We start from the raw sequence: 12,833 nt of genomic DNA, 5'->3' as shown, positions 1-12,833 counted from the left end.
TTGAGAGGTAAGATGAGAAGACTATATAAAGAATTGGAGAACTACGGCAAATCCGACTTTTATCCTTTCCATATGCCTGGTCACAAGCGGAATAAGGCGTGCATAGAGGGGGATTTTCCTATTGAACGTGATATTACAGAAATAGACGGATTCGACGATCTGCATCATTCTGAGGGAATTTTACTTGAAGCGCAGAATGCCTTATCCAGAATGTACGGCACCAGGAAAAGTTTTTTCAGTGTCAACGGAAGTACGGCAGGAATTCTTACTGCCATTTCCGCATCTGTGAAAAAGGGTGGACAGATTCTGGTGGCCAGAAACTGTCATAAGGCTGTTTACCACGCAATATACCTCCGGGAACTGGTTCCCACATATATTTATCCACAATCTGACAACGATTTGGGGATAAATGGTTCAATTTCCGTATCACGTGTGGAAAGATATCTTGAGGAAAATCCGAAAATCGAAGCGGTACTTATTACATCGCCTACTTATGATGGCGTGGTTTCAGATGTGCGCCAGATTGCGGAGGCTGCCCACAAACATGGAATTCCGCTGATCGTGGATGAAGCCCACGGTGCTCATTTCAGATTCTCTGACTATTTTCCTGTTTCAGCAACAGATCTGGGAGCAGATGTGGTGATCCAGAGCTTTCACAAAACATTGCCGGCCATGACCCAGACTGCAGTGCTTCATCTGTGCAGTGAACGTGTAAGTGAGAAGCTGATCCGCAGATTTCTTGGAATTTATGAGACCAGCAGTCCGTCTTATATACTTATGTCCAGTCTGGATGCCTGTGTAGCGAAGCTGGAAAAAGACAGCGGACGATTATTTGATGAATTTACGGAAAATCTGGAAGCCGCCCGCAGACAGCTTGGTCAGCGCAGGTATATACGTCTGTTACAGACACCGGAAGAGACTGGGGAAGAAAAGGACGAACAGGGCACAACAGAAATATTTGATTATGACCGCTCTAAGCTGATTCTGTCCACATTGCACAGCAGTTTAAATGGTCCGGAACTTGCGGGAATCCTTCGAAGAAAATATCATCTGGAAGTTGAGATGACTACAGAGAATTATGTGCTTGCACTGGCAGCAGTTGGAGACACCAGGGAAGGATTCCGGAGACTTTGCAAAGCTATAGAAGAAATCGACAGGCAGGAAGCTGAACTGGCAGAGAAGAGCAGGAATATAACAGAGAAAATAGCTGTTGGAAATTCAGATTATGTACCGAAAGTGGAAAGGCAGAATTGTGTTAAATGTAATTCTGAAGATTGTGAAAGCTGTGACAAAAAGGATACCCGCAGCGATGGCTTGCGAAATAAAAAATATGCCTGCAAGTGTGGTCATATGAAGCAGCTTATGTCCATTTCCAGGGCAATGGATGCCCCATCCCAGCTTTGTCTTCTGGAAGAAAGTGCAGGGAAAATTGCCGCAGAATTTGTATATCTTTATCCGCCGGGGATTCCCATTATTGTTCCAGGCGAACAGATTACTGGACTTTTTACAAGGAATGTGAGAAGATATATGGAGCAGGGACTGAATCTTCACGGTCTTTGCGGAGAAAATAACGAAACAATAAGCGTAGTAAAGGAGCAGGCAGAGGTGTAACCCCTGCCTGATACATTATGGGAAAAATATTTTACATTATGGGAAAAAGCGCGTCTGGTAAGGATCATATATATGCCAGGCTGGCAGCACATGAGGGATTGGGACTCAAGAAACTGGTTCTTTATACTACCCGTCCAATTCGTGCAGAGGAAGAGAATGGTAAACAGTACTATTTCGTGGATGATAAAAAGCTGGAAGCATTTCGAAGCAGCGGAAATCTGATCGAGGCCAGAGCTTATCATACAGTACATGGAATATGGAACTATTTTACAGCAGATGACGGTCAGGTGGATTTGGAAAATGCTGACTATATGGGAATCGGTACACTTGAATCTTATGTGAAAATGAGAGAATACTATGGAAAAGAGAATGTTTGCCCTGTTTATATCGAAGTGGAGGACGGAGAGCGTCTTGCAAGAGCATTGAAAAGAGAGCGTGGTCAGGAGATACCCCGCTATGAGGAAATGTGCAGAAGATTTCTTGCAGATCAGGAGGATTTTTCCGAAGAAAAAATTGCTGCTGCCGGGATTACGAGAAAATTCCAGAATGTTGATCTGGAGGAATGTGTAGAGGAAATTGCTGAATATATAAAACATGCGTAAAAAGTATAAAGTATGATTTCTGTGCATCGCGAAGCGTGTTACTGGTCACGGAGTGCGCAGTAACATTTTTTGTTGATAAGTGAATAAATTCACAAAAAACTATAGCATGATTTTGTCGTACATGATAGAATTAAAGGGTAAATACATTTAGAGTGTATTTGTACAAAATAAGCTATGCAGGGGTGCTGACCGCAGCCTTTGACAATAGCGAAAATGATAGGGTGAGGTGATTCCGATGTTAGGGTTTAACGACATTATAGGACATGAAGAGATAATCAGACATTTGAAGAATGCCATACAGACAGAGAAAGTGTCCCATTCGTATATTTTTACAGGTGACCCTGGTTCTGGAAAGAAATTGCTGGCAGGAACCTATGCGATGACATTGCAGTGTGAAGAGGGCGGTACGGAGCCTTGCGGACATTGTGATTCCTGCAAGAAGGCAATCGGTAAGAATCACCCGGATATCATTATGGTGACCCATGAGAAGCCAAATGTGATTACAATTGACGAAATCAGGGAACAGATTATCAATGATGTGGATATTAAGCCATACTGCAGCCCATACAAGATTTATATTGTGGCAAATGCAGAGCTGATGAATCCCCAGGCACAGAATGCTCTTCTGAAGACCATTGAAGAGCCGCCGGAATATGCAGTTATCATGCTTCTCACAAGCAATATTGATGCTCTGCTGCCGACCATTCGTTCCAGATGTGTACGTCTGGATCTGAAGGTTGTAGATGACGGTCTGGTAAAGAAGTACCTGATGGAACATCTCCATATACCGGATTATCAGGCTGAGATCGATGCTTCCTATGCTCATGGCAGTATTGGCAGAGCGAAACAGGTAGCTACTTCCCAGGAGTTTGCAGATATGACCCAGAATGCACTCCGCATCCTGAAGAATGCAGACGGAATGGAAGTATATGAGCTTACAGAAGCAATCAAGGAGCTTTCCAATGACAAGCAGAACATCAGTGACTATCTGGATCTTTTCCAGTTCTGGTTCCGTGATGTACTGATGTTTAAGGCTACACGGGAAGTTGATAATCTTGTATTTAAGCAGGAAATAAATTATATAAGGGAACAGGCAAGCCAGCGTTCCTATGAGAACCTGGAGAAGATTCTGGATGCACTGGAGAAAACAAAAGTACGTCTTCGTGCCAATGTAAATACAGAACTTGCTCTTGAGCTTCTGTTCCTTACAATCAGGGAGAAATAGAATGGCAAAAGTAGTAGGCGTAAGATTTCGGAATGTAGGTAAGATCTATTACTTCAATCCGAAGAACTATAAAGTGAAACCGGGCGATCATGTAATTGTGGAGACTGCCCGCGGTGTTGAGTATGGAAAGGTGGTGCTTGCACCTAAGGATGTGGTGGATGACCAGGTGGTACATCCTTTGAAGGAAGTGCTTCGTGTGGCTACCAAAGACGATGATGAAAGAGAGAAGTATAACAGGGAGCGTGAGAGGGACGCTTTCAAGATCTGCCAGAAGAAGATTCGCGAGCATGGACTTGAGATGAAGCTGATTGACGCAGAGTATACTTTTGATAACAATAAAGTGTTGTTTTACTTTACAGCAGACGGCAGAATTGATTTTCGCCAGCTGGTAAAGGATCTTGCATCTATTTTTAAGACAAGAATTGAACTTCGCCAGATTGGTGTAAGAGATGAAACAAAAATTCTTGGAGGAATCGGTATCTGCGGCAGATGTCTCTGCTGTCATACTTATCTTTCCGAGTTTGCACCTGTATCCATCCGAATGGCCAAGGAACAGAATCTCTCTCTGAACCAGACGAAGATTTCAGGTGTATGCGGAAGACTGATGTGCTGTCTGAAGAATGAGCAGGAGACCTATGAGGAGCTGAATCGCAGACTTCCGGGAATCGGAGATACGGTAACTACTCCAGACGGAATCCAGGGCAATGTACAGAGTGTAAATGTACTCCGCCAGCTTGTAAAGGTAGTAGTAGAAATTGGTGATGAGAAAGAAATTCAGGAATTCCCTGTAGGCGAACTGAAATTCCGTTCCAGAAAAAAGAAAGTAAAAGTCTCTGAACAGGAATTAAAGGAACTGAAGGATCTTGAAGATAAAAAGGGAGATTCCAAATTAGATGATTAATGATCTTGTGAAGGAGAATGAGCGGATAGATGATCTGCAGAATGGCTATTATATCATTCAGGATCCCCGGAAATTCTGCTTCGGTATGGACGCTGTTCTTTTATCTGGGTTTGCCAGAGTGAAGAAGGGAGAGAAGGTTCTCGATATGGGAACGGGAACTGGTATTATTCCGGTACTCCTTGCTTCCAAGACTGTGGGAGAGCATTTCACAGGTCTGGAAATCCAGGAAGAGTGTGCTGAAATGGCAGCAAGAAGTGTGAAATACAATAACCTGGAGGACAGGGTCAGTATCAGACAAGGTGATATTAAGGAGGCTGTCAGTATTTTCGGGGCAGCTTCTTTTCATGTTGTCACCTGCAATCCGCCCTATATGATCGGGCAGCATGGACTGACCAATCCGCATATGCCAAAGGCAATCGCCCGACATGAGATCCTTTGTACTCTTGAGGATGTGGTAAGCCAGGCTTCGAAGCTTCTTGGAGACAGAGGACGTTTTTACATGGTACACAGACCGTTCAGACTGACAGAAATTATGCAGGTTTTGACGAAATATAAGCTGGAGCCTAAGCGTATGCAGCTTGTTTATCCATACATTGACAGGGAGCCTAATATGGTGCTCATAGAAGCCCTGAAAGGCGGCAATTCCCGGATTACTGTGGAAAGACCGCTGATCGTGTATGAGAAGCCGGGAGTTTATACGAAGGAAATTCTGGAAATGTACGATATGATTTAAAAAGATCGCAAATAAAAAATGAAAAACAGATGATTGCAGAAGGGAGAAAAATATGAGTGGTAAATTATATCTATGTGCCACGCCAATCGGAAATCTGGAGGATATTACGCTTCGCGTGCTCCGTGTTCTGAAGGAAGTGGATCTGATCGCTGCGGAAGACACCCGCAACAGTATCAAGCTTCTCAATCATTTTGACATAAAAACTCCAATGACCAGTTACCATGAGTACAACAAAGTGGAGAAAGCCTACACCCTCATTGAGAAAATGCAGGAGGGTCTGAATGTGGCTCTGATCACAGATGCGGGAACACCTGGAATTTCTGACCCAGGGGAAGTATTGGCTGCTATGTGTTACGATGCCGGAATTGAAGTAACTTCGCTTCCAGGCCCGGCAGCATGCATCACGGCTCTTACCCTGTCCGGACTTTCCACCCGCAGATTTGCATTCGAGGCCTTTTTACCTCCGGATAAAAAAGAGAGGAAAGCCATTCTGGAAGAGTTGAAAAACGAAACCCGCACCATCATCCTTTATGAGGCACCCCATCACTTGGTTGGTACCCTGCAGGAATTGTACCAGGCTCTTGGAAACCGCAGAATGACTCTTTGCCGTGAGCTTACCAAGAAGTATGAAACGGCATTTCGGACAACAATCGAAGATCTGATTGCTTTTTACAAAGATCAGAAGCCCCTTGGAGAGTGTGTCCTGGTGATCGAGGGCAGAAGCCGAAAGGAAATGGAACAGGAGTCACAGGAATCCTGGAGAGACATCTCCATTGAGGAACATATGGCGATTTATGAGAATCAGGGGATCGCACGCAAAGAGGCAATGAAGATGGTTGCAAAGGATCGAGGTGTGACAAAAAGAGATATTTACCAGGCGCTTTTGCTGCAAAAATAGAGAAGAAACTGTTCTGGCAGGTGTTATTCCTGACAAGCAGACATATAGGGGGAGATAAGGCGTATTTTTGACGGATATCCGTTGAAAATACGCCGTTTTTTTTACATCTTGAAATGGCTTTTAACTGGCAAAAACGGGGATTTTGTGCTATAATAAATCTGTATTTTTATGCGCAAAAACAGGAATGAGATCTGGCAGCAGAAATGAGCCGTAAATTCCTGTAACTTTTTAATAGATCATAACAGGAGGAATATCATGGGCGAAACAAATACAGAATACGGAGCGGACCAAATCCAGATTCTGGAGGGTCTGGAAGCCGTACGTAAGAGACCTGGTATGTACATTGGAAGTACATCCAGCCGTGGTCTCCATCATCTTGTATACGAAATCGTGGACAATGCCGTAGATGAGGCACTGGCTGGTTACTGTACAGAAATAAATGTAGCGATCAATCCTGATAACTCCATCACAGTTGTAGATAATGGACGAGGCATTCCGGTAGGAATCAATCATAAAGCCGGCATTCCAGCTGTAGAGGTGGTATTTACCATTCTTCATGCCGGCGGTAAGTTTGGCGGTGGAGGATACAAGGTATCAGGAGGTCTTCACGGAGTAGGTGCATCCGTTGTTAATGCACTTTCTGAATGGCTTGAAGTATCAATCTGCAGAGATGGAAAGAGATATGAGCAGCGTTACGAGCGTGGTAAGACAATGTATCCGCTTAAGGAAGTTGGAGAATGTGGTGATTCTACCGGAACTACTGTTACTTTCCTCCCGGACAAGCAGATATTCGAGGAGACTGTATACGATTACGATATCCTGAAACAGCGTCTCCGTGAAATGGCTTTTCTTACCAAAGGTCTGAAGATCATTCTTACTGACAAGCGGGAAGGTATGGAAAGGGAGAAAACTTTCCACTATGAAGGTGGTATCCGTGAATTTGTAACTTATCTGAACAGAAGTAAAGAAGCTCTTTATCCGGAGATCATTTACTGCGAGGGTGAGAAGGACGGTGTGGCGGTTGAAGTTGCCATGCAGCACAATGATTCTTATACAGAGAATACTTACGGATTTGTAAACAATATTAATACTCCTGAAGGCGGTACCCATATTACTGGTTTCAGAAATGCCATTACAAACACATTTAACGATTACGCCAGAAAGAATAAGCTTCTCAAGGACAGCGAGCCAAACCTTTCCGGTGATGATATCCGAGAAGGCCTGACAGCCATTGTCAGCGTTAAAATTGGCAATCCGCAGTTTGAAGGCCAGACGAAGCAGAAACTTGGCAACAGTGAGGCCAGAGGAGCTGTAGACAGTGTTGTAAGCAAACAGCTGGAGATTTTTCTGGAACAGAATCCTGCTGTAGCCAAGGCAACTGTAGAGAAGTCTGTACTTGCCCAGAGAGCCAGAGAGGCAGCGCGTAAGGCCCGAGATCTTACCAGAAGGAAGTCTGCCCTTGACAGTATGTCCCTTCCAGGCAAGCTTGCCGATTGCTCGGACAAGAATCCGGAGAATTGCGAAATCTATATCGTAGAGGGTGATTCCGCGGGTGGCTCTGCGAAGACAGCTCGTAACCGTGCTACACAGGCTATCCTTCCTCTTCGTGGAAAAATACTGAACGTAGAGAAAGCCCGTCTGGACAAGATTTATGCAAACAAAGAGATCAAGGCTATGATCACAGCCTTTGGCACCGGTATTCATGATGATTTCGATATTTCCAAACTGAGATATCACAAGATCATCATTATGACTGATGCCGATGTTGACGGTGCCCACATTGCCACACTGCTTCTTACATTCCTGTACAGATTTATGCCGGAACTGATCAAGCAGGGCTATGTATATCTGGCACAGCCGCCGCTGTACAAGATCGAGAAGAACAAGAAGGTATGGTACGCTTACGATGACGATGAGCTGAACGCCATCCTTACAGAGATAGGACGAGACTCCAACAATAAGATCCAGCGTTACAAAGGTCTGGGAGAGATGGATGCAGAGCAGCTTTGGGAGACTACCATGGATCCGGAGAAGCGTATTCTTCTCCGCGTTACAATGGATGAGGCAGCTACCTCCGAAATTGACCTTGTATTTACCACACTTATGGGTGACAAGGTAGAACCAAGACGTGAATTTATCGAAGAGAATGCACGCTTTGTAAAGAATCTGGATATCTAGGGGAGATAGAACAATATGGATGACAAGATTTTTGACCAGGTCCATGATGTGGATCTGGAGAAAACCATGAAAGAATCTTACATCGAATATGCTATGAGCGTTATTGCTTCAAGAGCGCTTCCTGATGTAAGAGATGGTTTGAAACCGGTACAGCGTAGAGTGCTGTATTCTATGATCGAATTGAACAACGGTCCGGATAAGCCACATCGTAAATGTGCCCGTATCGTTGGTGATACCATGGGTAAGTATCATCCTCATGGTGACAGCTCTATTTACGGAGCACTTGTAAATATGGCACAGGACTGGTCTTTCCGCTATACTCTTGTTGACGGACATGGAAACTTCGGTTCTGTTGACGGCGACGGCGCAGCTGCTATGCGATACACTGAGGCCCGCCTGAGCAAAATTTCCATGGAGATGCTTGCTGACATTAATAAAGATACTGTAGACTTCCAGCCAAACTTTGATGAAACTGAGAGAGAGCCAAAGGTGCTTCCTTCCAGGTTCCCGAACCTGCTGGTCAATGGTACTACAGGTATTGCTGTTGGTATGGCTACCAATATTCCGCCTCACAATCTTCGTGAGGTTATTAATGCTGTTGTAAAAATTATTGACAATACCATCGAGGAGCAGAGAGAAACCACAATTGAAGAGCTTCTTGACGTTGTAAAAGGCCCAGATTTCCCTACAGGAGCCACTATTCTCGGAAGAAGGGGAATCGAGGAGGCATACCGCACAGGCCGCGGCAAGATCCGTGTACGTGCAGTATCAAATATTGAGACCTTACCAAATGGAAAATCACGTATTATCGTTACGGAGCTTCCATATCTGGTAAATAAAGCCCGGCTGATCGAGAAGATCGCAGAGCTTGTCCGTGATAAAAAGATTGATGGAATTACCGACCTGAATGATCATTCCAGCCGTGAGGGAATGCGTATTTGTATTGACCTTCGTAAAGATGCCAATGCAAATGTTGTTCTGAATCAGTTGTACAAGCATACCCAGCTGCAGGATACTTTTGGCGTTATCATGCTTTGTGTGGTACCTCAGGGAGACAGTCTTGTACCAAAGGTACTGAATCTGAAAGAGCTTCTGGAGCATTATCTGGCTCATCAGGAGGACGTTGTTACCAGAAGAACCAAATATGATCTGAATAAAGCGCAGGAACGTGCCCACATTTTGGAAGGCTTGCTGAAAGCCCTGGATAATATCGACGAAGTTATCAGGATCATTCGTGCTGCCCGCAACGTTCAGATTGCGAAGCAGGAATTGATGGACAGATTCGAACTGACGGATGTGCAGGCTCAGGCTATTGTAGATATGCGTCTGAGAGCTCTCACCGGTTTGGAAAGAGAGAAGCTGGAAGCAGAATATGCAGAATTAGAGGAGAAAATCCGCAAATTCCTGGCAATTCTTGCAGACAGAAATCTCCTTCTTCGTGTTGTAAGGGAAGAAATCCTTGCAATCGCTGACAAATACGGCGATGAGAGAAGAACTGCCATCGGATATGATGTCTATGATCTTTCCACAGAGGATCTGATTCCAAGGGAAAATACTGTCATTACTATGACAAAACTTGGTTATATCAAGAGAATGACTGTAGATAATTTCCGCAGCCAGAACAGAGGTGGACGTGGAATCAAGGGAATGCAGACCATCGATGACGATTACATTGAAGAACTGCTTATGACTACTACTCACCATTATCTGATGTTCTTTACCAATACAGGACGTGTATACAGGCTGAAAGCATACGAGATCCCTGAGGCAGGAAGAACTGCAAGAGGTACTGCAATTGTCAATCTTCTGCAGCTTATGCCAGGTGAGCGCATTACATCTGTTATTCCTATGCGTAAATTCGAAGAAGGCAAGTATCTGGTTATGGCAACTAAGGCTGGTCTTGTGAAGAAGACACCTATGGAAGAATATGCAAATGTACGTAAGACAGGTCTTGTGGCAATCACACTTCGTGATGATGATGAGCTTATTGAAGTTAAGGCTACAGACGATACAAAAGATATTATGCTTGTAACGAAAGACGGTATGTGCATCCGTTTCAAGGAGACTGATGTAAGAAGTACAGGAAGAAGCTCCATGGGTGTTCGTGGTATGAATCTTGATCCTGGAGATGAGGTTGTGGCAATGCAGCTGAATTCTCAGGGAGATTACCTGCTTGTAGTATCTGAAAATGGTATGGGCAAACGTACAGCTATGAGTGAATTTACCTGCCAGAACCGTGGTGGTAAGGGTGTGAAGTGTTACAAGATCACCGAGAAAACCGGCAATGTGATTGGTGCTAAAGCTGTCAATGAAGAAAACGAGATTATGATGATCACTACAGAAGGAATCATTATTCGTATTACCTGTGCCGGAATTTCTATTCTTGGAAGAATCACTTCCGGAGTGAAGCTGATCAATCTGGATGAGGGTGTAACAGTGGCAAGTCTTGCCAAGGTTCGCGAGAAAGCAGAAGGAAATACGGAGAACGGCAGCAGTGAGGAGCCGACTGAGGAGACTGAGGAAGTTTTCGAAGAAGAGGATTCACAGGAGACAAATGATGCAGAATAAAGGAATCTGTGAAGTATGAAAAAAAGAACCAGAATTTTAATCCTGGGTGTTGCCATGATGCTTATCATGGCAATGTCCGGATGCGGTGTAAATCATAAATCGCCGGAGGGAGTAGTGGAAGCTCTTATAAAGAATTACGTAAGCGGAAGTGAGAAGAAGGTGAAGCAGTGTTATTCTCAGGAAAAGGATACCAATGAACTTCTACAGAATGAGATTGATGCTACTTTAAAATATTTTGCTGCTCATAATCCAACAAAAGTAAAAGTAGAACAGTGCGATATTCTTTCCGAAAACGGCGATTATACTTACGTGTACATTATTTACAATCTGGTATTGGAAAATGACCAGGAGTATCCATGCGTAGGAACCTATATGACGGAGAAAAAAGATGGTAAATACTATGTAATGTCACCTTCCGAGATCACAGATGATCTGCGGAATCAGGCTGCAGATGACTATGCCAAGTTTATGACTGCAGATTCTTATAAGACTTATACGAAAGCATACAATGTATTTATCAAAAAGAACCCGGGGTATGAGGAGAAAATTGCGAATAAGCTGGATGCAGAGTAGAAGGGAGGCTGCTGCAGGATGATTGAATCTTGCAGTGGCCCTTTTTCATATCGTGATCTGATATGGGATCGAAAAAATATTTTTATCTCATAGGGGAGTTTTGCATAGAGGAAAGGAGCTTGGAAATGAAAAGAATCATTGTAATGGTACTGAAGAATATTATATTCGTACCATATTATTGGATTATGCTGAACTGGTATGCTGCGCATGTGGATAAATACACAGAGGAACAGCGCTATGCCATGTTGAAAAAAATTGACCATGCAGCTAATCGTGGAGGAAATCTTCATATAGACGGTCATGGAGTAGAAAATATACCTTCGCAAAATGGATTTATGTTTTATCCGAATCATCAGGGATTATATGACGTGCTTGCCATAATGGAGGTCTGCCCGGTACCTTTTTCAGTAGTTGCAAAGAAGGAAGTTGGAAATGTACCGTTTTTGAAGCAGGTATTTTCATGTATGAAAGCATTTTTGATTGACAGGGAAGATATTAAACAATCTATGCAGGTGATCATTAATGTAACGAAAGAAGTAAAAGCAGGAAGAAATTATCTTATTTTTGCAGAAGGGACCAGAAGCAAAAATGGAAACCATCCTCAGGAATTTAAAGGCGGAAGTTTTAAGGCTGCCATGAAAGCAAAATGTCCGATTGTACCGGTTGCATTGATTGATTCTTATAAAGCATTTGATACCGGTTCTGCAAAAATGCTGAATGTTCAAGTGCATTTTCTGAAGCCCATGGAATATGAAGAATATAAAGATATGAAATCAACTGAGATTGCCGCAGAGGTAAAAAGAAGAATTGAAGAGACTATCCGGGCGAATGAAAATAGTAACTGTTCACTTCGTAACCAGTAACCGCTTCGCGATGCACAGAAATCATGCATTCGCATGATTTCGCACCGAAATTCGCATAAAAAATAAAAAAATAAAAAACTTAAAAAAGATGTTGACAAGAAGTGATCTTTTAAGTATAATAACAAATGCGCTACAAAAGATGCGCAACTCCACAATTTAACATTGGTTAAGTAGTTCGGAGACTGGAGAAGTACTCAAGAGGCCGAAGAGGTGCCCCTGCTAAGGGTATAGGTCGTTAACGCGGCGCGAGGGTTCAAATCCCTCCTTCTCCGTTTTTTAATTTTTTTGAATTTTAAATTTAAAAAAATTAAAAAAGTGGTTGACAAAGCTTCCTACTTGTGATAAAGTAGACAAGTCGTCAACAAAGACAAAAAACTTCATCAAAAAAATTTTGAAAAAACTTAAAAAAGTTCTTGACAAACAAAATAAGATGAGGTAAAATAAACAAGCTGTCGCAAAGAAATGACAGCGAAACAACCTTGATAACTAAACAGTGAAACACATACGATTCTCGAAAATTCTTAACGAATCATCATTCAAATGAATGAACTTTTTATAACAGTAATGACGAGAGATAACTAAGCTAGTTGGTTGTCTTGAGTACATCAAACACTTTATCAGAGAGTTTGATCCTGGCTCAGGATGAACGCTGGCGGCGTGCTTAACACATGCAAGTCGAAC

10 protein-coding genes, 1 tRNA gene and 1 rRNA gene are annotated in these 12,833 nt (G+C 43.2%); all 12 read left to right on the top strand.

The genetic code is table 11. From position 1 onward, the window contains the following. The first annotated feature begins 12 nt into the window (after window positions 1-12). Entirely contained in the window at window positions 13-1,611 is a 1,599-nt protein-coding gene (locus tag I2D69_RS15885) for an aminotransferase class I/II-fold pyridoxal phosphate-dependent enzyme (RefSeq protein WP_243243841.1), read from the top strand. A 38-nt stretch (window positions 1,612-1,649) separates the two neighbouring features. Beyond that, the gene (locus I2D69_RS15875) at window positions 1,650-2,213 is read left to right on the top strand and encodes a hypothetical protein (RefSeq protein ID WP_330638286.1); all 564 of its coding nucleotides are present in this window, start codon (window positions 1,650-1,652) and stop codon (window positions 2,211-2,213) included. 235 nt (window positions 2,214-2,448) lie between these two features. Then, window positions 2,449-3,438 (top strand): DNA polymerase III subunit delta', encoded by a 990-nt coding sequence (holB, locus tag I2D69_RS15870; RefSeq protein ID WP_118580865.1) that lies wholly within the window; start codon window positions 2,449-2,451, stop codon window positions 3,436-3,438. 1 nt (window position 3,439) lies between these two features. Further along, entirely contained in the window at window positions 3,440-4,339 is a 900-nt protein-coding gene (locus tag I2D69_RS15865) for a stage 0 sporulation family protein (protein WP_118580868.1), read from the top strand. After that, window positions 4,332-5,072: a tRNA1(Val) (adenine(37)-N6)-methyltransferase gene (locus tag I2D69_RS15860; RefSeq protein WP_148463035.1), complete on the top strand. Its 741-nt coding sequence runs from the start codon at window positions 4,332-4,334 to the stop codon at window positions 5,070-5,072. The genes I2D69_RS15865 and I2D69_RS15860 overlap by 8 nt, the downstream gene beginning before the upstream one ends. 52 nt (window positions 5,073-5,124) lie before the next feature. Then, entirely contained in the window at window positions 5,125-5,970 is an 846-nt protein-coding gene (rsmI, locus tag I2D69_RS15855; protein WP_118580874.1) for a 16S rRNA (cytidine(1402)-2'-O)-methyltransferase, read from the top strand. Between the two features lie 255 nt (window positions 5,971-6,225). Further along, window positions 6,226-8,148, top strand: coding sequence for a DNA topoisomerase (ATP-hydrolyzing) subunit B (gene gyrB / locus I2D69_RS15850; RefSeq protein ID WP_148463034.1), 1,923 nt, complete (start codon window positions 6,226-6,228; stop codon window positions 8,146-8,148). Between the two features lie 15 nt (window positions 8,149-8,163). Next, a complete protein-coding gene (gyrA, locus tag I2D69_RS15845; protein ID WP_148463033.1) occupies window positions 8,164-10,716 on the top strand; it encodes a DNA gyrase subunit A in 2,553 nt (850 codons plus the stop codon). A gap of 15 nt (window positions 10,717-10,731) precedes the next feature. Next, window positions 10,732-11,289, top strand: coding sequence for a hypothetical protein (locus I2D69_RS15840; protein WP_148463032.1), 558 nt, complete (start codon window positions 10,732-10,734; stop codon window positions 11,287-11,289). Between the two features lie 125 nt (window positions 11,290-11,414). Continuing rightward, window positions 11,415-12,152, top strand: a complete 738-nt coding sequence (locus I2D69_RS15835) for a lysophospholipid acyltransferase family protein (protein WP_148463031.1) — start codon at window positions 11,415-11,417, stop codon at window positions 12,150-12,152. Between the two features lie 184 nt (window positions 12,153-12,336). After that, window positions 12,337-12,424: transfer RNA gene (locus I2D69_RS15830), tRNA-Ser, on the top strand. Window positions 12,425-12,766: 342 nt separating this feature from the next. Then, window positions 12,767-12,833 (top strand): 16S ribosomal RNA (locus I2D69_RS15825); the annotation flags it as partial.

Origin of the sequence: Ruminococcus sp. D54t1_190329_F1, from assembly GCF_015551645.1 — a bacterium.
Classification (GTDB): domain Bacteria; phylum Bacillota; class Clostridia; order Lachnospirales; family Lachnospiraceae; genus Blautia_A; species Blautia_A faecis.
Note: the sequence above shows the minus strand (reverse complement) of the source record. Positions and strands in the feature narration are given on the sequence as shown.